Origin of the sequence: Methanofollis sp. W23, assembly GCF_017875325.1 — an archaeon.
Classification (GTDB): domain Archaea; phylum Halobacteriota; class Methanomicrobia; order Methanomicrobiales; family Methanofollaceae; genus Methanofollis.
Genome location: NZ_JAGGMN010000001.1, coordinates 847837 through 868890, shown reverse-complemented (window position 1 = coordinate 868890; position 21054 = coordinate 847837). Strand labels below are relative to the sequence as shown.

Annotated in this window: 17 protein-coding genes and 1 riboswitch; of the genes, 12 read left to right on the top strand and 5 right to left on the bottom strand. The window is 58.3% G+C overall.

Annotated features, from left to right (window positions below; translation table 11 throughout):
* Position 1: 1 nt before the first annotated feature.
* From nifU to J2129_RS03625, 4 genes are read left to right on the top strand one after another with little or no spacing between them, the layout of a single operon-like run.
* Positions 2-409 carry a Fe-S cluster assembly scaffold protein NifU gene (gene nifU / locus J2129_RS03640; protein WP_209629546.1) on the top strand — a complete coding sequence of 136 codons (408 nt, stop codon included), beginning with the start codon at positions 2-4 and terminating at the stop codon, positions 407-409.
* The gene (locus J2129_RS03635) at positions 345-1139 is read left to right on the top strand and encodes a HesA/MoeB/ThiF family protein (RefSeq protein ID WP_281069792.1); all 795 of its coding nucleotides are present in this window, start codon (positions 345-347) and stop codon (positions 1137-1139) included. Before nifU ends, J2129_RS03635 begins: the two co-directional genes overlap by 65 nt.
* On the top strand, positions 1136-1414 hold the full coding sequence (locus J2129_RS03630) for a MoaD/ThiS family protein (protein ID WP_209629545.1): 279 nt from the start codon (positions 1136-1138) through the stop codon (positions 1412-1414). Before J2129_RS03635 ends, J2129_RS03630 begins: the two co-directional genes overlap by 4 nt.
* Before the next feature lie 14 nt (positions 1415-1428).
* Positions 1429-1848, top strand: coding sequence for a molybdenum cofactor biosynthesis protein MoaE (locus J2129_RS03625; RefSeq protein ID WP_209629543.1), 420 nt, complete (start codon positions 1429-1431; stop codon positions 1846-1848).
* Between the two features lie 432 nt (positions 1849-2280).
* On the opposite strand, the gene J2129_RS03620 is transcribed toward J2129_RS03625, so the two are convergent.
* Positions 2281-3069 carry a pyrroline-5-carboxylate reductase gene (locus tag J2129_RS03620; protein ID WP_209629541.1) on the bottom strand — a complete coding sequence of 263 codons (789 nt, stop codon included), beginning with the start codon at positions 3067-3069 and terminating at the stop codon, positions 2281-2283.
* Positions 3070-5389: 2320 nt separating this feature from the next.
* On the opposite strand from J2129_RS03620, the gene J2129_RS03615 reads away from it, so the two are divergent.
* The gene (locus J2129_RS03615) at positions 5390-6289 is read left to right on the top strand and encodes a fasciclin domain-containing protein (protein ID WP_209629539.1); all 900 of its coding nucleotides are present in this window, start codon (positions 5390-5392) and stop codon (positions 6287-6289) included.
* Between the two features lie 116 nt (positions 6290-6405).
* Here J2129_RS03615 and J2129_RS03610 read toward each other — a convergent pair whose 3' ends face one another.
* Together J2129_RS03610 and J2129_RS03605 are read right to left on the bottom strand one after the other, a co-directional pair.
* Complete coding sequence (locus tag J2129_RS03610; RefSeq protein WP_245320855.1) at positions 6406-6786, bottom strand: SHOCT domain-containing protein; 381 nt, start codon at positions 6784-6786, stop codon at positions 6406-6408.
* Between the two features lie 98 nt (positions 6787-6884).
* Positions 6885-8705 (bottom strand): PAS domain-containing sensor histidine kinase, encoded by a 1821-nt coding sequence (locus J2129_RS03605; protein ID WP_209629535.1) that lies wholly within the window; start codon positions 8703-8705, stop codon positions 6885-6887.
* 302 nt (positions 8706-9007) lie between these two features.
* Here J2129_RS03605 and J2129_RS03600 point away from each other — a divergent pair, with 302 nt between their 5' ends.
* Both J2129_RS03600 and J2129_RS03595 read left to right on the top strand, forming a co-directional pair.
* Complete coding sequence (locus J2129_RS03600; RefSeq protein ID WP_348632283.1) at positions 9008-10252, top strand: NAD(P)/FAD-dependent oxidoreductase; 1245 nt, start codon at positions 9008-9010, stop codon at positions 10250-10252.
* A 221-nt stretch (positions 10253-10473) separates the two neighbouring features.
* Positions 10474-10671 (top strand): hypothetical protein, encoded by a 198-nt coding sequence (locus J2129_RS03595; protein WP_209629532.1) that lies wholly within the window; start codon positions 10474-10476, stop codon positions 10669-10671.
* A 641-nt stretch (positions 10672-11312) separates the two neighbouring features.
* Here J2129_RS03595 and J2129_RS03590 read toward each other — a convergent pair.
* Positions 11313-11957, bottom strand: coding sequence for a potassium channel family protein (locus J2129_RS03590; RefSeq protein WP_209629530.1), 645 nt, complete (start codon positions 11955-11957; stop codon positions 11313-11315).
* Between the two features lie 148 nt (positions 11958-12105).
* A riboswitch (Fluoride riboswitch) is annotated at positions 12106-12167 on the top strand.
* Between the two features lie 4 nt (positions 12168-12171).
* Here J2129_RS03590 and J2129_RS03585 point away from each other — a divergent pair.
* The 3 genes from J2129_RS03585 (at position 12172) to tsaA (ending at position 15487) form a co-directional block, all read left to right on the top strand.
* The gene (locus tag J2129_RS03585) at positions 12172-12981 is read left to right on the top strand and encodes a prenyltransferase/squalene oxidase repeat-containing protein (RefSeq protein WP_209629528.1); all 810 of its coding nucleotides are present in this window, start codon (positions 12172-12174) and stop codon (positions 12979-12981) included.
* Between the two features lie 776 nt (positions 12982-13757).
* Positions 13758-14249 (top strand): HEAT repeat domain-containing protein, encoded by a 492-nt coding sequence (locus J2129_RS03580; protein ID WP_209629526.1) that lies wholly within the window; start codon positions 13758-13760, stop codon positions 14247-14249.
* 662 nt (positions 14250-14911) lie between these two features.
* Positions 14912-15487 (top strand): tRNA (N6-threonylcarbamoyladenosine(37)-N6)-methyltransferase TrmO, encoded by a 576-nt coding sequence (gene tsaA, locus J2129_RS03575; RefSeq protein ID WP_245320590.1) that lies wholly within the window; start codon positions 14912-14914, stop codon positions 15485-15487.
* A gap of 625 nt (positions 15488-16112) precedes the next feature.
* Here tsaA and J2129_RS03570 read toward each other — a convergent pair.
* Positions 16113-17432 (bottom strand): sodium-dependent transporter, encoded by a 1320-nt coding sequence (locus tag J2129_RS03570; RefSeq protein ID WP_209629524.1) that lies wholly within the window; start codon positions 17430-17432, stop codon positions 16113-16115.
* A gap of 330 nt (positions 17433-17762) precedes the next feature.
* Between J2129_RS03570 and J2129_RS03565 the strand changes: the two genes are divergently transcribed.
* On the top strand, positions 17763-18074 hold the full coding sequence (locus J2129_RS03565; protein WP_209629522.1) for a heavy metal-binding domain-containing protein: 312 nt from the start codon (positions 17763-17765) through the stop codon (positions 18072-18074).
* A gap of 1524 nt (positions 18075-19598) precedes the next feature.
* Entirely contained in the window at positions 19599-20993 is a 1395-nt protein-coding gene (locus tag J2129_RS03560; RefSeq protein ID WP_209629520.1) for a rhodanese-like domain-containing protein, read from the top strand.
* Positions 20994-21054 lie beyond the last annotated feature (61 nt).

The window sequence follows — 21054 nt, the reverse complement described above, 5'->3', positions numbered from 1 at the left end:
CATGTACAACGAGAAAGTAATGGACCATTTCATGAACCCACGAAACCAGGGCGAGATCCCTGACGCCGACGGCGTCGGCGAGGTGGGCAACCAGAGTTGCGGCGACATCATGAAGATCTACCTGAAGGTGGAGGAGGACGTCATCACCGACGTGAAGTTCCAGACCTTCGGGTGCGGGGCGGCGATCGCCTCTTCAAGCATGGCGACCGACCTGATTGTGGGCCGGACCCTCAAAGAGGCGTGGGACCTCTCGAACAGGGCGGTCGTCGAGGCCCTCGACGGGCTCCCGCCACAGAAGGTCCACTGCTCGGTGCTGGCCGAGGAAGGGATCCACGCAGCGATCAATGACTACCGCCAGCGTCATGGCCTCCCTCCCTGGCAGGAAGAGCAAGGATCTCGGGAGGCATGAGAGGGTGTCGGCCGGAGAGACTGATCGCTATGCCCGCCAGGTGATGCTCTTTGGCAGAGACGGGCAGGAACGCCTCGACCATGCCCACATTTTTATCGCCGGCGCGGGTGGATTGGGGTGCCCGATTGCGCTCTACCTGGCCGCGGCCGGGGTCGGCACGATCACCATCGTCGATCACGACACCGTCGACCTCACCAACCTCAATCGGCAGGTGCTCCATTATGAGAAAGACGTCGGGCGGCGGAAGATCGACTCGGTGCGGGAGAAACTGGCTGCTTTCAACTCGCAGATCAAGGTGAATGCTCTCTCCACGACGATCGACCAGGCGAACGCCGCCGACCTTGTGGGGGACGCCGACCTGATCATCGACGCCCTCGACAATTTCGAGACGAGGTACGTCCTCAACCAGGTCGCCATCGAGAAGGGGATCCCCTTCATCCACGGTGCGATCAGCGGGTTCGACGGCCAGGCGACGGTGCTCATCCCTGGCAAGACCCCCTGTCTCAGGTGCCTCTTCCCCAAGGCCCCGCCGAAGGTGGTCTTCCCGGCGGTCGGCACAACACCAGGCCTTATCGGGATGATCCAGGCAAACGAGGCGATCAAATATCTCACCGGCACCGGAGAACTCCTTGCCGGACGCCTCCTCATCCTGGACGGACTGAGAGGGACGACCGACTCGATCGAGATCGTGCGGGACGAGGCCTGCACGGCCTGCAAGGAGACAAAATGAAGGTACGGGTACGGGCCTTCGCACGCTTCAGGGAGGTCTTCGGATCAGAACAGGTTTTCGACCTCCCCGAGGGTGCCGGGCTCGATGCACTTCTCAAGACGTTTGCAGGGAGCTGTGAGGACGGGGATGCCGTCCTCTTTGACACCGACGAAAAACTCAGAGACAGTGTGGTGCTGATGCACAACCGGCGTCGGGTCGACGATGCGGCGGTCGGCAGAACAGTCCTCTCTGACGGGGACGAAGTCGCCGTCTTCCCGCCGGTCTCAGGTGGATAGATGGAGATGAAGAGATGATCACGATCACGCATGACGAGGTCGACGCAGGTGCGCTGATCAGGGCGGCACAGACGCCTGAGATGGGGGCGCTGGTCACCTTTGTCGGGGTTGTCAGGGACGACGACGGACTTGAGGCGATGGAACTCGAGACCTATGAAGAGGCCGCATACGAGGAACTCGCCGCGATCAGGGATGAGGCACTGGAACGCTACGCAGTCACTTCGGTAGAGATCGTCCACCGGGTCGGCAGACTGCAGGTCGGCGATACGATCCTGGTCATCGTCGTCGGGGCAGGTCACCGCAAGGAAGCATTCCCTGCCTGCGAATATGTTATCGACCGCCTCAAGCAGACGGTGCCGATCTGGAAGAAGGAGTACAGACCAGGCGGCGAAAAATGGGTGGCCGGCGAGGCGACGGGGAAGAGAGTGGACTAACCTTTTGTTCCTTTCGGGGGGCTGACCACCCCAGGCTCGAAGATGTTGAGAAGGGGTGAAGGGGCACCATGAAAATGATCCAGAATATCAGTTCTACAGTTTTTCATGAGGATTTGCTCTCACCAAGATCCCTCATAATTGATATGCAAAATACAAATTCTCCTTCAGAATGATCGAGCCTCTGCCTTCCCTGCCTTATCTTCATCCAGGGGTTCGGGCGGCACTCCCCCCCGGCGATAACGTAACGTGTGGGAAGGCGTGATGATCAGACGTGCCACCCCAACTGCAGAATCTTTCCACTAATCTCGCGCCAGGGAGCGGCACCCTCCACACCTCCCATAGTGAGGATAAGACGGCCCCATGTGATGTCCTGCTCTGAAGGGGGAGCAAGGATCCACACACCGGAGACCAAAGAGAATGTTCAACCGCGTATCAGATCTGGTGCTCCTCTCCACGCGCCGCGGCGACAACCTCGTCAAAGACGCCTGCCCCTCTCTTCTCGATCACTGCCACGCCCTTCGCGGTGATCCCCCCCTCGGTCGCGACCCGTGCGATGATCTCGTCGAAGGTGTTCCCTTCTTCTTCGAGGAGTCTGGATGTCCCGGCAAGCGTCTCGGCGACCAGGAGGTCGGCACATGCCCGGGAGACCCCGCCTCGTCGCACCGCCGCCGCGGCAAACTCCTTCATCATGGCGGCGACGAACGCAGGACCGCAACTGGTGAGGAGAGTGAGAAGTTCGAACGACTCTTCCTCCACCTCGACGCCCCGCCCGATCGCGTCCAGGAGGGTGCAGACCAGGTCGCGGTCCGAGGCCGTCGCCCGCTCACCAAAGGCGACGAGGGAGGCCCCTTTGAGCACCTCTGAGGTGAGCGTCGGGATCACCCGCACGACCCGTGCGCGGGTCCATGCCTGGAGATCGGCGAGCGGCACCTCGGCGGCGATGGAGACGAGCAGACTCTCCGGGGTGAGGGTGTCGCTGAGTTCACGAAGCACCCCCTCTACCTCGGACGGCCTCACACAGAGGAAGACGACCTCCGCCCTACAGGCCTCCCTGCACTCTCCGCCGACGCGCACTCCTGTTTCCCTGGAAAGGACGGCCGCCTTCTCCATGGTCTTGTTGTATATGATAACCTCGTCAGGGGTGGCGGCCCCGCTCTTGAGAAATGCCCGGACCAGCATGCCGCCCATACTGCCCGTGCCGATAACACCGATCTGAGTCATAGTTCTCATAGAGTATCGGCTTGAACCCGGATAAATCCAGAGATGACAGAGACGTTAACAGGGAGGTCATCCCAAAACTTTCCTGAGTTCCCCCTCTGCCAGAGATAAAGAAAGATGATGGTGTCAAACTCTCCTCTCTTCGTAGCGTATACATCCATTCATCGCCTTCTTCTCTCTTTTCACCGAGGATATCCCAAAACTCTCCGGCCCTCATTCTCACCGATGAAGAGCGATGGGTGACAATGAAGAGAGCCCTGCGTTTTCATCGCGCACCCATGCATTCGTCGCCTTCCCCTTCGCCCCCGCCGGGGGCGCGGCCCCCGGACCCCCTGGATGACGATGGGAACGGGAAGAGAGAAAAGATCATGAAGACGGAATCCAATCCTCCACCAATCTTCATCGGTAGGGGTCCGGGGGGCGGCAAGCCCCCCGGTCGAGGATAGCATTTAGAATTTCTGGAAGGAAGCACTTCAGTTCAAGGAGATCTTCAACCATAGAGAATTTTGGGATATGCTCACCTGGTGTTCTGCCGCCCGACCTCTATCTTCATCGTGGGGGGTTCCGTGGAGTCTCCCCCAGGCGAAAGAAACCAGGAGAACATTCTTTAGTCTCTATGTGGGGCGGCACGTCGATCGGTCTGCCTTCCTCGAACGGTCGCACCCGGGCCGCCGCCCCCGGAACCCCCGGATGAAGAGAGGGCCGGGAAGGCGCATGGGATGATGCAGAAGAGGGGATGACCGTCTTCCCCTCTCTCTTCTGTGGAGGGACCGAGGAGCAGCCAGCCAACCGACAGAATATCTGCGCTCTGAATTTCTGGAATGAAAGGTTTTGATCCAGACGAAGATTCATGTCAGGGGTACTTTGAGGATATGTTCAGGGTCAGGAGATCAGCATGGTATCGACCCGTGTCCACCTTTAAAGCAGGACCCCACAGGGGAACTCCGTTTCATTGCCACCCCACCTTTCTTCATTCAGGGGGCGTGCCCCCCCTACTCCCTGAGATGAAAAGAGGAACAGGAAAACAGAGGCTTGATCATTCAGGAGATGCATCTGTAATCTTCGTATCAGTCCTGAAGGTGTTTGAAGAATCGGCGCCGTAGAAACTCTCACTATTTTGATTAGAGTATGATTCAACCGCCTTCCCCCATCCCCTCGCCCGGGGGCGCGTGCCCCCCGGCCCCCCAGGAGAGAGAGCGGACCTGGAAGGCACAATAGACGAACATGTGGGGGTGGCGTCCTCGCCCTATCATGTGGCGGGGGTCTGGGGGGGCGGCACGACCCCCGCCAAAGAAAACTGTCCAGAAGATTTACCATGAAAATGATCTTGAATATCGGCTCTTTAGAAACCCTCTTGATGGTTCTCTTCGATGGGGGGACTCGCCCACCCCCCGAACCCACCCGCATGAGGATAGGCAGAGGACGGCAATCCCCTCTTCATGGTCATCGATTGTACCTTCCCGGCCCCATCGTGATCCAGGTAAAGATAGGGACGAGAACATGAAGAGGATAGTATCGCGACCTCTCTTCACGCGAGGAGAGAGATATCTCGTTTTATTGCATCGTGTTGGCGATTTTTGGCTCTTGACACGACACTAGAGACCCACGATCATGTTCAACCGCGTATGCGTGAGACTGGGGTGCATGCCTGGTTCTACAAAGTTGAAGAACGCAAAACCATTATGGAAACCAGGAAGGACGAATCTTCAGGACCATGTTCATCGAGGTCATCCCAACATTCTCCGGCCCTCCCCTTCCAGGAGAGAGCGATGATCATGAAGACAGAGGGCAATCGTCAGCCAATCTTCATCCGCGGGGGACCAGGGGGGCCGCACGCCACCTGGTGGAGAGAGAAATCCAGAGAATTTCTCCAGGGCTATATATCCCACATTTTTCAGTGTTTTTTTCGTAATCAGACAGCATCTCGTGTACGCAAGGCGGTGAGACTCCCGGATAAAGAACAAAAGACGACCTCACCATATACCCGGGCCCTCAACGTCAGGCCTTGAGCAAGACAGATGAGAGCAATGCATAGAAGAACGGAGAGATGATGGCTTATGATTCGGCCGGATTAGAATCAAAGAACATTAGGCCCGCCATATCGCACATGATCCCGTTTCCGCGGCGTTTATAGAAATATTGATATAAAATCATGGAGTTTCTCAAGAGATGCGGGGGACCAACCACCCTTCAGATCGACTGCACCACGAGGACCACCAGTGGACCAGTACCGGCCAGCGCCATATCCAGAACCATCCAGTCACTTCGCCGACTCAGCACAGTCTCCACGCTCGCCCCCGCCGGATAGAAAAGAGGTGTTTATATGAAAGGAATAGAGATGTTCAGAACATTCCTTATCTGCACCATCTTCATCGGTTTCTGCCTCGTCCCGCTTGCGTCATCTGAGGAAATGGGTGACGAGATGGGAGATGAGATAGACAATGTCACCGATGAAGTGGTAGTGGACGAGGAGATGAACAATGTCACTGAGGAAGAGGTAGTGGACGAGGAGATGGACAACGTCACCGAGGAACTGATAGTAGAAGAAGAGATGGACAATGTCACTGACGGCACAGGCGACCTGGTTGCGATGATCGCAGCAGACGAGAACCTGAGTGCGCTGTCGGCTGGAATTGAGATGGGGAACGCAGAGCAACTCCTCGCCCTTGGCGGCCCGTACACTATCTTCGCACCCTCAAATGAGGCCTTCGAAGCCCTTGAACTTGATATGGACGAAAATGAGTCCGTCGAGAACGAGACCAGTGAAAACGAATCTGTCGAGAATGAGACCGTTGAAAACGAATCTGCAGAAAACGAGTCCACTGACAATGAGTCTGCCGAACTCGTATACATCCTGGCAAACCACATCGTGCTGGGTGAATACGACTCTGTCGCTCTCGTCGGCATGGCCGAGGAGAATGGAACTGTGCAGACACTCGCCGGCGAAAACCTCACGCTCATCCTTGATGACGAGGGAGGGCTGATGGTTGGCAATGTCACAGTGACCATGCCTGACATCGAGGCTGAGAACGGCCTCATCCATGTCGTTGATGGTGTGATCCTGCCCGAGAATTTATCGGCTGAAGAGGAGATGCCGGCCGGAGATGAAATGGTTGAAGAAGAGGTAGTTGAAGAGGAGATGCCGGTCGAAGAGGACATGGTTGAAGAGGAACCAATCGAAGAAGAAATAGTTGAAGAAGAACCGGTTGAAGAAATGACATAAGGGACCGCAAAGTGCGTCCCGTCAAATAGGGATGTCCGTAAGGGGCGAAGTATTTCTTTTACCCCCTGCATCCCATTTTTATTTCAGGTGAACAACCATTGATGATAAACGAGGTCTCATAACTGCAGGATCTTTTTCTTCTTTGCTTCGAACTCCTCGGCGGTGATGAAACCCTTCTCCTTCAGGGCCGCGAGGCGTTCGAGTTCGCTCAGATAGGAGCCAGAGAGTTCCTCTTCAATTGACTTGAGGTCCAGGTCAGTCAACTCCTGTTCCCTGATACCCAGGTCGTCCATGGCCCTGTTGAACTCTTCCTCAGTGAGTTCGTCGGCCTTTTTACCGGTGTACACCTCGATCCGGTCGACGTCCTGCTGGCGCACCTTCACCGCGGTCGCCGTGCCCCCGACAGCAAAGGCGACCATCCCCCCAGCAAGGGCAGTCTTCCTGAAATGGCGGCGCATCGTCCGGCGTGAAGTCAGTCTGGCGGCGGGTCTTCGCATCACCTCTTCATCCCCCCATAGAGCCCCAGGGACTGCCGCGCCCCGGGCCACGAGGATGTACCGGGCGTCCTGATATTAGAATATTGTGCGGCGTGCTCTCACGCACACGTCCCGCCTGAACGATATGCCCCGGTCGGTACCCGGATCTCAAACCGCGCCCCCTCCCCTTCACCGCCGGTCTCCCTGATCTCGATCCCCGAGATCTCGAGCACCTCTTTCGAGAGGAAGAGGCCGAGCCCGGTTTTTTTCCCCACGCCCTTCTGGAAGATCCGCTCTTTCTCTGCAAAAGGCACCCCGACACCATTGTCCTCGATCATGATCGTTCCCACGGGATCCCCTGGCACAAAGGAGACCGAGACCTTGGTGACCTTGCCGCCGTGGTAGGCGGCGTTCTCGAAGATATTATAAAAGACCTTCTCAAGGAGGGGATCGGCAAAAACTTCCAGGTTACCGACCGATTCGGTGTAGAGGATCTCTCCAGGGATGATCTCTGCCGCCCGTTGCAGGAGGGCGGAGACCCGCTGCCACTCCGCACCACGGACTCCCAGGTTCTCGTAGTCCCTGGTAAATGAGATCTGTTGCTCGATCCACCTGGTCGTCTCCTTGATCTTCTCGACCATCTGGGCGACCGGCGAGTCTGGCGGGAGCCCGCGCTCGACCTCCTCGTTGTAGAAATTCAGGGCCATGACAAGGTTAAGGATGTCGTGGCGGGTGATGCTTGAGAGGAGAGCGAGTTTTTTGTTTGCCTTCTCCAGGGCCTGGCGGGCCGCCATGATCTCAGTGACGTCGGATCCTTTCTCGATGTACCCCACTATCGTGCCCTCCTCGCCATGGACCGGATAGGAGGTCATATAGAAGGTCTGACCGTTCTTAAGGGTCACATGGTCGGAAACGGCCTCCCCGGTCTCGATGACACGGGGTATCCGGCACCATGGGCACTGCCTCCCTCCGCCCCAGACGACATCATAGCAGTGTTTGCCGATGATCTCTTCCTTTTTCATTCCAAGAAGGACAGCAGTGGCATCATTGACCCAGATGATCCTGAGGTCGCAGTCCAGGTAGACCATCAACTCGTTCACTGAGTTGAGGATCAGTGCTTTTTCGGCCTCTGATCGTTGCAGTGCCCGTTCAAACTGGATCTCGGCAGTCAGGTCGACAAGAGTGGTAAACTGGTGGTACGGCTGCGTCACCCCGTTGCCGGCCCTGGGAATGGTGGTGGCCATCACCCATTTCTCTTCGCCAGAGACCGGATCCCTGATCCCGACCACCTTTCTGCTTTTTTCTCCGGGCTTGAGGGCGGTCCTGACCGGGTGCTTCTCCCTCTCCTCATAGGTGGTATCCCAGCAGGGGTCGGTGAGGCTCTTCCCGAGGAGATGGGTGCGGGCCAGGCCCAGTATCGCCTCGGCGGCCGGGTTGGCGTCGATGATCTCTCCGTCCATGTCCTGGTAGACCACCCCCTGGTTCATCGTCTCGAAGAGTGTCCTGAATTTTTCCTCGGATCGGCGGAGTTTCTCTTCGGCAATCCGCTGATCAGTGATGTCATGGACGATCCCGACAAGGCCGGCGACGCCCCCCGCCTCGTCGGTATAGGTCGCCTTATAGAAGACAACACGGCGGGTATCGCCGTTGCTGATCTGGAAAGAACTCTCATACTCCTGGGTACCTGAGTTGGCAAGGAGTTCGGTGTCCCTGACCTGGTAGGTCTCGGCAAATTCTGCGGAGAAGATCTCGTAGACGGTTTTCCCGATGATCTCGTCCTTTGATAATCCCACGAACTCGACGAAAGCGGTGTTGCACCCAAGGTAGACCTGCCGCGTGTCCTTGTAGAAGAGAGGTATGCTGATGCTGTCAACCAGGCGCTGGAGAAACCCTGGTGCACCATCATACCCTGCGAGGGGGTCGTCCTTGGGGGGGGTCACCTGAATAGATATTATCGTGCTCGGATATATGTGATTTCCTATTATCAATTCTTTTGATTTAGTACTGATTCAAGAGAAATACAAAATAATTGTCGGGATATTGGGGTTTACCCCTTTCGAGACCGGATGCCTCTATTCTGGATCGTGCGACCCAAGATGCCTCATTCCACAATAAACGATCTAAGACCGTTCCAATGGATCATAAAACTCCCAAGAAAGAGCCAAAGCGAGATGCAGTCCCATTCTGTGCCGTCTGTCAGATAGTGCTAACATCCCTCGCAGCCTATAACTCCCTGAATACTGTGGCCACTCAGATCATCATCATCGGCGGCGGACCCGCCGGCCTCTTCTGCGCGATTCATGCAGCAGGGGAAGGGCGGCAGGTGCAGGTGCTCGAGAAGAAAAAATCCTGCGGGAGAAAACTTCTCATCACCGGGACCGGACAGTGCAACCTCACCCATGCCGGGGAGGTCGCCGAATTTTTTACGCATTATGGCGAGCACGGGAAGTTTCTGCGCCCCGCGCTCAGAGGGTTTACCAACCGCGACCTAATCGGGTTCTTCGAGACGCGTGGCCTCCCGACGGTCACCGACCAGAATGGGAAGGTCTTTCCTGCGAGTATGAAGGCCGCCGACGTCCTGACACTCCTCCTCAAGGAGTGCAGGCAGGCAGGCGTGGAGATCAGGTGTGACGAGGCGGTGAAGGAGGTCGGCGCATCTGAAGAAGGGTTTCTGGTCCGCACCACCTCGGCCACCTATCATGCCGACGTCCTCGTCGTCGCCACCGGCGGCGCCACCTATCCGGCCACCGGGTCGACCGGCGACGGCTACGCCATGGCCAGGGCGCTTGGCCATACCGTCACCGAGATCGCCCCGGGCCTTGCCGCCGTCGAAGTGGAGGAACACCCTTTTGCCGACCTTGCCGGGATCTCGTTCGAAGGACTTACCCTCTCCCTCTTCCGCGGGAACAAAAAGATCCGCGAGCAGACCGGCGACCTCCTCTTCACCCACTCCGGGCTCTCAGGGCCTGGCATCCTCCACCTCTCCAGGTACATCTCCCCTGGCGATACACTAAAGATCTCCTTCCTCCCCGGCACCAGCCGCGAGGCCCTTGCCAGAGACCTTGTCGAGAAGACCGCCTCGAACGGGAACCGCCTGGTCAGGACGGTCCTCAACGACTATCCGCTCCCTGATCGTTTCCTGCGACGACTCCTCGCCGCCACCGGAGTCCCCGACGACCTCACCGCTGCCCACCTCACCAAAAAGACACGCACCCGACTCATCACTCATCTCATCGAGTGGCCGCTCACGGTGCAGGGCCTCTCAGACTTCGATGAGGCGATGGTGACGCGGGGCGGGGTCTCCCTTGAGGAGATCAACAAGAAGAGCATGGCCTCGAAGCAGGTGCCTGACCTCTATTTCGTCGGCGAGGTGCTCGACATCGACGGCGATACCGGCGGTTACAATCTCCAGGCGGCGTTCTCGACCGGCATGGCGGCGGCACGGGCGATTGTGCATTCGCACCCGGCGCCGGGAGAGGAGGGGTAGGGGTACAATCATAGGAACCTCTGTGGGGGTGCTCGCCGCCCCCCGGTCCCCGCACACGGAGATTGGGGGGGCCACAGTAGCCTCTTCATCTCCGTTTATTGTGTCTTCCCACCCCATAGCCCCATCTTCCTCCCGGGGGTCCGGGGGGAACTCACCTCCGGCGTAAAAATGTGGGACGGCGGGCGAGTCACGGTCACTGATCGAAGTAGTGAGAGTTTACCATGAAGTCATCCCAAAATTTCCCACCCTCCTTCTCACCGATGATGGTGATAGATGATAATGAGGAGATCCATGCTTTTTCATCGCACATCCATGGATTCGTCACCTTCCCCTTCGGTGGGATGTTCATCTCAAGAGAGTCTTGGGATATACTCCATGAAAATGACCGCGAAAATCAGATCTCCGGGTTTCTTGAATGATTTAATTTTTCCATTCTCCTCCAAAAGAGATGGACAGATTGCAGATACATCTCCAGAATGATCGGGCCTCCGCCTTCCCATCCCCATCTTCATCCCCAGAGTCCGGGGGCGCTGCTGCCCCCGACGTGTGTGGCGGAGAAGGCACGTCGATCTCTGAATGGCCGCGCTCAATCGCAGGATCTGTCCTGTAATCTCGCGCCGAGGGGTTTTTGCCCTCCCCACCCCCCACAGACCGAGGATAGGTATGGGCGACAATGGGGTGGTGGTCCCACAGAGTGTCCTGCTCAGAGGGGATGCACCGGCCCACACACCCTGGAGACCCACGATCATGTTCATCCCATATGCCTGAGCAAAGGTTCATGTCCGATTCTACAAAGCCCAAAGATCGGCTCTGTAGAATCCCTCACCTCTTGTGTGGGGGAGACGTGTGTCACCCGCCGTCCTACCCCTTTGGTCGGGGGCGCTGCCCGGACCTCCAGGGACCATGATAGGGTTCGGGAAGGCAGAATAGATGACCATAAAGAGAGTGCTGCCGTCCTCGACATATCGTGAGGCGGGGAGTTCGGGGAGTGGCCAGCCCCCCGCCAGAGAGTCTCATCCAGGGGGTTTCTACAAAGCCAAAATTTTATCCCATTGCTTACTTACCACTCCATCGACCCCACCAGCCTCGCGATGAGCACCGCGATATAGATCGTCCCGGTCACCGCCTCGAAAGACGCGGCCGACTCCGCCGCCACCGAGACCGGGGAGATGTCCCCGTAGCCAAGGGTGGTGAGGGTGACGAAACTGAAGTACACATAGTCCATCAGGGAAAGTGTGCCCCCCGGCCCCGTGCCGATCTCGTAGGCGAACGAGCCAGGCTGGATCTCATCCATGAACTGGTAAGCCAGCGCCCAGGTCAGGCCCATGACCAGGTAGACGCTGATCGCCCCGGCGATGGTGTCGCCGGTGATCGTCTTTGCCCTGAGCACGATCTCCAGGAGGTAGACGGTGAAGAACGAGAAAAAGAGGAGGGCAAAGAGGTGGCCGGTGATCTCCCCGGCGGCACTGGGGAAAAGGTATGAGATCCAGCGGGCGGAGATCGCCGGGACGGCAAGGAGCAGGACGAAGATGAGAAAATGTCGTTTTCTCTGTGCCGCAAAGACCCCGGTGATGATGACCATCGAGAATAAGACGAGAAAGAGGGGAGTGACAGCAGGGTACACCACGGCCAGCGGGATGGCGATGAGGGTGAGAACCAGAAAGGCGAGCAGCATCCTGAACCGGTAAGCAGAGAGTCTGTCCATCCTGGCCTGCACCCTTTCCCGCCATCTCGCATGCATCCTGATCACCCTGCAGATGCGCCTCTCGTTATATGGATTTTTGCACGAGGAAGAGAGAGAGGGGACCGCCACCCTTATCCTCTTCAAATCAAAACTCACTCTGATCAATTGGCTGCATGCAGGCGATGACGTCCGCCTTCAAACGCCGACCCGGCTGATGACGTCTGCATGAGGTGCTATGCTCACTGACGAACGTACCAGTCCCTGTATCAAGTACATCGCCCGGAGGCGATGTGCCAACGGCGGCTACTGTTTTTACCGCCTGAACGAACCGAACCCCGCAGACACCTTCTTCGCCCTCGACACCCTTCGTCTCCTCGGGGCGGTGCCTGAGGACCCCGCCACCGTCACCTGGCTCCTCGAAAGACAGGGAGAGGAGGGACGGTATCATTCGCCGGAGTGCGGGTATTATGTCCTCTCCTCTTTGGCCGTCCTCGGCCTGAAGCCCGCACACGACCCCCGTGCCTGGCTCACCTCGATCGTCCCGTTCGCCCCGGCGGGTACGCCCCCGGTCGAGTTGACGAGTCTGCTCTCCAGGCCCTCTCGTTATCTCGACCTCTGCCAGGCCCTGGGGGTGCGCCCGCACCCTGCAGTGCGGGCGGCCCTCCTCGACGCGGTCAGGGCATGCCGTCACCATGACGGAGGATATGGCGGCGGTCCGTCCACGCTCGTCGAGACCAGTCACGCCCTTGCGATCTCTGCGGCTCTCGGGGTCCCTTCGCCAGGGAGCAGAGCCTTTCTTACCTCCTGTCTCCATCCGGCCTATGGGTATGTGAACCTGCCAGGGGTGGTCCCTGCATACCTGGAGCATGTCGCCGCCGGGGTCAGAGTCGCCCGGCTTCTCGGAGTGTCGCCGGCAGAAGGGGCAGGGGCATTTGTCCGCCGGTGCCGGAGAGAGAGTGGCGGGTTTGGGAGGTCGATCTATGGTGGGACGGCGACGTTGGAGCAGACCTGGTATGCGGTCAGGACGCTCGATGCTCTTGAGTGAGAGGGCCTGAAAATTGAACCCTGCAAAAATCCTTTTTATAGATCTCTTCTGCGGGGGCGTGCCGCCCCCCAGACCCCCGCGCGATTCGAGAGGCGATGGATCCGGTTCACAGGGGGGTTGAGGTGATGAAAAGAGAATGGTTTCTACAGAGCCGGAGAATATTTCTGGCCGCATGCCCACACAACCCCTCCCTCTGGATGTGGTCATGACTCAATCGTCTTTTTTCTCCGGTTTTGTAGAGACCATCTGGATGGCTCTACCTAAACGTGGCGAGGGACTACCAGGTAAATGATCGTGAAGATCATCACTCCAGGTTTCCATAATGGTTAGAATGCACCAGATACCTTCAAGTGTGATATGCAGATTGAAGACACACCTTCAGAATGATCAGACCTCTGCCTTCCCGTTTCTATTGTCACCCCTGGCCCCCCACGACGAGGATAGGGGGGCGGCACATTGAACTTTGGTCTCCACCGATTCTCTAATCTTGAAAAGAGATCACGCAACGAGAAATGTTCATCCCATATGCATGAGGCATGCCCTTACTTCATGAGCAATTCTACAGGCCTCTTTCATCCCCCTGACCTGGAGGCGAGACGAGCGGAATGGATGAACCTGAAGAGAATGCTGCGGTCCACCATCCTCTCTTGCTCTGAGGAGGGGCGGGGGGAAGGGCCTGAGAGTTTGTATGGGGATTTCTCCCAGGAGAGAGAGGGTGGTGGACAGCCCCAAACGATCCATGCCTCTCTTATACCTTCCCCGCGTACCACCCATCCATGCAGAACCCCGCACACCCTAATCTCACAGATGAAGCCCTCCCTGTCGAGAACGATCTCACCCCTACCCCTGAGGTGCTCGACTGCGCCGTCGAGAACGACCTCGAAGGGCTCACCGCCTATCTCTTCCACGGCGAATCGCAGAAGGTCAGGGAGGACGCCGCCCTTGCCATCGGGATGATGATGGGGGAGTCGGCCGTCGAGGCCTTCATCGAACTCTTCAGTCAGGAGGACAGACATCTCAGGTTGGCGGCGTCCTGGGGGCTCTCGGCCGTCGGCGCCCCTGCGGTCACCAGTCTGATCGCCGCCCTTGCCGAGGGCGACACCCCCACCAGAACCTGGGCCGCCTACACCCTCGGGAGCATCGGCCACTCCAGCGCCGAGAGTCCGCTTGCCGGGGCCCTGGAAGACGAAAACCCGCAGGTGCGGTGGTGGGCCGGGTGGGCCCTCGACCAGATCCTCCAGCGGCAAAGCACCTGCTCGAACTGTTGATCCCATCCATAACCCGCCCCTCTTCTTTTTCGGCTCAGAAATATTCGGCATGGACCCCGGGCTCACGCATACATGATGAAAATTTCGGCCCTGTAGAAACCCTCGCCAATTCTCGGTGCGAGCGCTACCCACCCGCCTTCCCCTATCTTCTCGCCGGGGACTCTGCCCCCTGATCCCCAGGATGAAGATAGGGCTGGGAAGGCACATTCATTGAACATGAAACGAGTATTGCCATCCCCCGCCTATCGCTCACGCGGGGGACCGGGGGGCGGCACACCCCCCGCAGAGAGAGTCATCAAGAGCATTTCTACAGAGCCAAAATTTCATATTGCAGGTCTCAAGGGCGTGGAAGGATCTTTGACCCCTCTCCATGTGACTGGGGGCCGCCCAGAAATCAAGCATCGTGCCGCCGCCCCTCATCGTACGTACACCATCACTGCAATCTCGTGTGGGCGGTTTCAACCCCCGGACTCCCCCCACGGTGAGGAACAGTGGGGGAGGGAATTGAACACGGCCCCCACCGATTTTCCTGTCTTAATATGGGGGATCAAGCGACGAAAACGGTCCATCCCCTATGCGTGAGGTAAGATCTCGCGTCATGCCGAATTCTCCAGAGCCGAAATATCCACACTCTTTTATGATTTCCCGGAAAACAGAGAAGCATGACGGAGAAGAATTCAAAAAACATGGTGCATGACGCCGGCGACACATCCCCTGAGATGACCCTGCGACCTGTGGGAGTGATCAGGAACAGGACCAAGGAACCCTTTCTGATCGCCGGCCATGACGGCATCGCGATGCAGGGAGACCTCGACGATGCCATGAGGCGTGTTCACAAGGCCGACAGAGAAGTGTCAGAGATCGTCGTCAACGAGGATCTGGTCGAGATCCTCGAAGGTATCGACGAGTATTCTCACCTGACCATATTGTACTGGGCGCACCAGGTGCCTGAAACGAGCCGGGCCCTGACCAGGGTGCACCCGATGGGACGGGAAGACATGCCGCTGACCGGAATATTCGGTACTTGCAGTCCCGCCAGGCCAAACCCGGTGCTCATGACAGTCGTCCGTCTCTGCGGGCGGGACGGGAATGTGCTGAGCGTCACCGACCTGGACGCGATTGACGGGAGCCCGGTCATCGACATCAAGCCCTATGTCAGGGATTTTTTCCCGCAGGAAGACGTCCAGATCCCTGGGTGGATGCAGCAGATCCAGCATGAATGTATGAGACAGGAATGATCATCTCTTCCTCCTCCTCTTCTGGCAAAGATTTCCCGTGAAAATATGCAGAGTACGACTCTGTAGAAACCCTCGCCTATTTCAGGCACACGTGTGAACCAATCGCCTCCCCTCCTCCTCGGGCCTGGGGCGCTGCCCTGGCATGATGATGGGGAAGGCACACCGATCAGAATGGCCGTCCTCATCACGGGGTCTTCTCTCTCCTCCCACGACAAGGAGAGGTGGGGGCGGCATTCGATGGTCGCCCCACCCGGTGTCTTGTTCAGAAGGAAGAAAAGCGGGCAGGGTAGGCAGAATGGATAAAGACGGGCTCTGTAGAAATCCTCTTGATTCGTCACAGTTGCCCATGATGCCTTCCCCCTATCTTGCTCACGGGGGTCCGGGGGCAGCGCCCCCGGCCGAAGGCTATGGGAAGGCGGATGACATGCATTCTCCCCACGAGAAGTGAGGGTTTCTCCAGAGCCTAAAGATGGAACCATCCAGATCTTTTCCTGGAAATTCACCAGATAGAACAGTCCATACTCTTAATAGAGGCACTACCACAGCCTTCCACTCTGTCTTTCTGGAAGGGATCGCACCCTCACTCCAGGACCGGGAGTTCTGGGACGAACTCCAGGAAAAATGATTAGAGCATCCCTGCCACCGTGCTCGCCAGGGTGACGAAGAGGAGGACAGGGACGACATAGCGCAGGTAGGTGACCGCCGCCCTCGGGAACTTGAACCTGCTGTTTTTGTTCACCTCGGCAAGAAGCGACTCAGGTTTCCAGAGCCACGAGAAGGCGATGCAGATCACCGAGGCAGAGACCGGAACCAGGAGGATCCCGAAGAGGAGGTCGACACTGTCCAGGAAGGGCGCGCCAAAGAGGGTGATATCGAACCCCGCATAACTGAGGGCCGAAGGAAGCCCGATGATCGCGGCGAGGATGCAGACCAGGAGGGTTGCCTTCTCCCGTGGCCAGGCCCACTCGTCGACGATGGTCGCTACCCCGCCTTCCACCATCGAAAGGATCGAAGATAACGCCCCGACAAAAAGGAGGATGAAGAATAAAGCTCCAAAGAACGAGCCGAAGGCCATCGTCGAGAAGATCTCCGGGAGGGTGATGAAGGCAAGTTGCGGGCCAGAGACCGGGTCGAACCCGAAGGAGAAGACGACCGGGAAGATGATGAACCCGGCAATGAGGGCGACCAGAAAGTCGGCGCCCGCGATGAGGACAGCCGAGCGCGGGATCGACTCAGTGTCAGAGAGATAACTTCCATAGGTGAGGAGCACCCCGAACCCGATGCTCAGGGAAAAGAAGACCTGACCTGCGGCCTGGACCCAGATCCCGGGATCGGAGAGGACCGAGAGGTCGGGGGTGAGATAGTAGGTCAGTCCGGCCTGGACGCCCGGGAGAGTGAGGGCCTGGACCAGCATGACCAGGAGAGCAAGCCCGAGCACCGGCATCAGGTAGCGGTTTGCCCGTTCGATCCCGGCCTTGAGGTCGACCTTCACCACCGACCCGGCAAGGAGGATGGTCGCAAAGAAGGTGACCAGCGGGAGGGGCGAGGAGGTGAAGGTCTCGAAGTCCATGTACCCGGTGACCGAGAAGAGGACGTAGGCCAGCGTCCACCCGGCGATGACCGAGTAATAACTGAAGACGACGATCACCATTACGAAGGGGAGGAGCCCGAGGTGGCGCAGCCGCGGGTGGAGGCGCCCGAAGGCAGTCACCACCGAGCCCCTGAACCCCCTGCCGACGGTGAACTCGAGGATCATCAACGGGATCCCGAAGCAGAGAAATGATATGATGTACGGGATGAGGAAGGCCCCCCCGCCGTTCTCACCGACGACATAGGGAAATCGCCAGATATTTCCAAGGCCGACGGCAGAACCGATCGCTGCAAGGATAAACCCGTAGCGAGACCATTCGGCGCGTTTTGTGCTACCTGTACTCTCTGGTGGCATGGTATCTCCTGAAATCTCAGAATGCTGAATAGATTGTTCAAAAAACGTTGCAGTTCCCCTCAGTTATATCCTCCCGTTTGACGCCGATGAAGCGGATATATAGAGCATCCAGAGCACTCGCGGAGAAAAGGAGAGGAGAGGGACAGGGGAGTCGCGCCGGGAGAGGGAACAATCCTGATGAAGAAAGCATATATCGGCCCTGTAGAGACCCTCGCCACTTCCTGGTGTGACCGTGACTCTCCTGCCAAATATACCTGTCCAGATGGACTCTACACAACCCATATATCATACCCTACCAAAATTTCCCCAGTACATGCAGGTGAACTCTTGATGATCATCACGACCAACGAATCTATCCCTGGCCACGACTTCGAGGTGCTCGGCCTTGTCGTGGGCAACACCGTACAGGCAAAGAATATCGGACGAGACCTTCTGAGCGGACTGAAAGGTGTGGTCGGCGGGGAGATCACGGCCTACACCGAGATGCTCTCCGAGGCACGGGAGATCGCCCTCGAACGGATGGAAAAGGAAGCCGAGAAGGTCGACGCCGATGCCGTCATCGCCCTCAGGTTCTCGACGGCGGAGGCGATGCCGGGCGCCGCCGAACTGATGGCCTACGGGACCGCGGTCAGGTTCAGGTGAGCGGTCTTCGATATTTCGGCTCTGTAGAAGTCCTCTTGATGAATCTCTCAGGCAGGGGGCGTGCCGCCTCCCGAACCCCACCTTCACACGATAAGTCGAGGATGGCAACCCCCTCCTCATGGTCATCTATTCTGCCTTTCCGGCTCTATTTTGCTTCCGTGGATCAGGGCGGCACTCGCCCCCGGCGAGATTCATGAGGGGAGGCGGCTGAGTCACGCGTGCACCCATAAAGGGCAAGGATTTCTACAGACCCATTATTCCGTGAAACCAACAATACTCTGGGACATCATCCTGACCAGGGCCAGTCCCCTCGAAGAGGAGATCGTGGCGATGATCAGGGAAGAAGAGAGGTCATGTCAGGCTAATGAGTCGTCGATCTGATCTGCGCGTAATCCTGGAAATTATCCCAAAACTCTCCTGCTTCCCTCTCGCAGAAGATCGAGACAGATGATGGAGGAGAGACCCTCACCTCTTCGTAGCGCACACATGCATTCATGGTCTTCCCATATCCTCGGCCCCCGATGGAAGATAGGCGTTCATAGTTTCCTGAAGGAAGCGCTTCGGTTCGGCTGAACCTTCAACTCTCAGAGATGTATGGGATCTGCTCCAGGAGAAGAGTTCCCCGAGGATTCAATAACAGAGGAATACTGTTTGGGTGTGGAGAATACGTTCTACAGAGCCTCTCATGACACCTCTCTTCAGTGGAGGGTTTAACGCCTGAAAATTGGGCTCTGTAGAAACCCTCACCTATTATTCTTGGTGTGAGCGTGACTCAATCACCTTCCCATAGTCTCTCACCGGGGGCGCTGCCCCCGGACCCCGGGGACCACGATGGGGGCGGGAAGGCACAATCAATGACCATGAAGAGCGCACTGCCATCCCCCGCCTATCTTCGGCTGGGGGGCCCGGGGAGCGGCACGCCCCACGCAATGAGTTATCCAGAGGAATTCTACAGAGCCATATTTTTCTTCACAGGGATCTCCTGTTGCCTCTGTTCTCAAGCCTCCGCCTACTGCATTATAGACTCCCACGAGAAGACGGGGTGCGGAAGGCAAGCTCAAAGGCCTTGAAGAAGGAGTAGGTCGGGGGTGAGACCAAAAAGAGCATGAGACGATCTCTGGTCTTCGAGGGCCATCACCCGGGCAGAGAGATCCATTCAAAGGGTTCGCTACGACTCGATCCAATCCAGACAAATCTCCCCCATAAAATCGAGGCGATTTCCTCCGTTTTACAAGCCCCAGGGCTCCCCTCTAAACAAGGACGAGAGAATAATATCCCCCGCCCCCATATGACCCCCCTGAGAGGGCTTAGATGGAGACGTTCCATCCGGTATTTCATGAACAAGGCCAAATTTACAGAGATCACAAAATACGCCCAGAATATGCCTGGATCAGAGGGACAGATCCCCAAAATAGGGGCAATCCTGCGAGATCCGGGTACGGGTCGCACCCGTTCCCTGCGACACCCGCACCCCCCAGACACCCTTATATATCGCCGACCCCCTCCCCACCACGAGTGAGGGACATGATCTTTGAGCAGATCGAATCAACTGGACTGGCCCACTACTCGTACTTTGTCGGGGCCGGGCGGGCCGCTGCCGTCGTCGACCCCAGGCGGGATGTGGAGGTCTACCTCGACCTCGCCGACGCACACGGGGTCGAGATCACCCACATCTTCGAGACCCACCGGAACGAAGATTACTGCACCGGGTCGCTCGACCTTGCCAGAGCGACTGGCGCAGAGATCCTTCACGGTGTGGCCCTCGATTTCGGCTTCGGCCGTCCGGTGAAAGAGGGAGAGGTCGTCGGCGTTGGACCGCTGGAGGTGCGGGTACTCGAAACCCCTGGCCACACCGACGAGAGCATCTCCCTGGTGCTCGCCGAGGCCGGGCATGCCGACGCACCCCTCATGGTCTTCACCGGCGACGCCCTCTTTGCCGGAGACGTGGGAAGGACCGACTTCTTCAAAGACCGTCTGGACGAGATGGCCGGCGCCCTCTACGACTCGCTCCACGAAAAGATTCTCACCCTCCACGACGGCGTCATCGTCTGCCCGGCCCACGGCGCCGGGTCGGTCTGCGGCGGCACGATCAGCGACCGCCCACTCACCACCGTCGGCCACGAGAAGAGGACAAACCCGCTCCTCCAACTGAACCGGCCAGAGTTCGTCGCCCGCAAACGTGCCGAGCACCACCCCATCCCGCCGTACTTTGCCACCATGGAGCGCTACAACCTCTCCGGGCCCCTCCCCCTCCGGGGTGGCGAGACCACGCCGATGCGACCGATGCCCCCTGATGCAATCGAGCATGCGGCCGCACGGGGCGCCACACTCGTCGACCTCAGGGGACCGTCCGCCTTTGCCGGTGGCCATGTCCCGGGGAGCCTGAACATCTGGCAGGCAGGGGTCTCGGCATATCTTGGCTATTATGCCAGATATGACCGGGCCGTCATCTTCATCGACGACGTGGCCCGGGCCCCGCGTGCCGCCGCGACCCAGGCCCGTCGTCTCGGGTTCGACGCCATCGACGGTTACCTGGCCGGCGGGATGAGAGCATGGTACCAGAGCGGTCGCCCCATCGGGAGGTGCAAGACCTGCTCGGTCCACGAGGTCGATCCCGACGCAGAGGGGCAGTTCATAATCGACGTCAGGGACCGCCCCACCCGCCTCTCGATCGGGGCGGTCCCTGGCTCCCACTCCATCCCGGTTGAGGAGATCGCCAGGAGGATCAGGGAGGTGCCAAGACACACGGCCATCCTGGCCTACTGCAACACCGGGTTTAAAGGGAGCCTTGCCGCCTCAATCCTCCTCAGGGACGGCTACCAGGACGTCACCAACATCCTGGGCGGGATGAATGCCTGGATCAACACCGGGCGCACCGTCCAGAAAGAACCAAGAAAAGAAGAAATTCCAGTTCTGTAGAAACCCTCATGATGGTTCTCTTCGCCGGGGGGCTTGGCCGCCCCCCGAACCCCCGCACGAG

Bases quoted from the DNA above. Each gene is read 5' to 3' on its own strand.
- nifU (WP_209629546.1), top strand. From the start codon at position 2: ATGTACAACGAGAAAGTAATGGACCATTTCATGAACCCACGAAACCAG.
- J2129_RS03635 (WP_281069792.1), top strand. From the start codon at position 345: ATGACTACCGCCAGCGTCATGGCCTCCCTCCCTGGCAGGAAGAGCAAG.
- J2129_RS03630 (WP_209629545.1), top strand. From the start codon at position 1,136: ATGAAGGTACGGGTACGGGCCTTCGCACGCTTCAGGGAGGTCTTCGGA.
- J2129_RS03625 (WP_209629543.1), top strand. From the start codon at position 1,429: ATGATCACGATCACGCATGACGAGGTCGACGCAGGTGCGCTGATCAGG.
- J2129_RS03620 (WP_209629541.1), bottom strand. From the start codon at position 3,069: ATGACTCAGATCGGTGTTATCGGCACGGGCAGTATGGGCGGCATGCTG.
- J2129_RS03615 (WP_209629539.1), top strand. From the start codon at position 5,390: ATGAAAGGAATAGAGATGTTCAGAACATTCCTTATCTGCACCATCTTC.
- J2129_RS03610 (WP_245320855.1), bottom strand. From the start codon at position 6,786: ATGCGAAGACCCGCCGCCAGACTGACTTCACGCCGGACGATGCGCCGC.
- J2129_RS03595 (WP_209629532.1), top strand. From the start codon at position 10,474: ATGAAGTCATCCCAAAATTTCCCACCCTCCTTCTCACCGATGATGGTG.
- J2129_RS03590 (WP_209629530.1), bottom strand. From the start codon at position 11,957: ATGGACAGACTCTCTGCTTACCGGTTCAGGATGCTGCTCGCCTTTCTG.
- J2129_RS03585 (WP_209629528.1), top strand. From the start codon at position 12,172: ATGCTCACTGACGAACGTACCAGTCCCTGTATCAAGTACATCGCCCGG.
- J2129_RS03580 (WP_209629526.1), top strand. From the start codon at position 13,758: ATGCAGAACCCCGCACACCCTAATCTCACAGATGAAGCCCTCCCTGTC.
- tsaA (WP_245320590.1), top strand. From the start codon at position 14,912: ATGACGGAGAAGAATTCAAAAAACATGGTGCATGACGCCGGCGACACA.
- J2129_RS03570 (WP_209629524.1), bottom strand. From the start codon at position 17,432: ATGCCACCAGAGAGTACAGGTAGCACAAAACGCGCCGAATGGTCTCGC.
- J2129_RS03565 (WP_209629522.1), top strand. From the start codon at position 17,763: ATGATCATCACGACCAACGAATCTATCCCTGGCCACGACTTCGAGGTG.
- J2129_RS03560 (WP_209629520.1), top strand. From the start codon at position 19,599: ATGATCTTTGAGCAGATCGAATCAACTGGACTGGCCCACTACTCGTAC.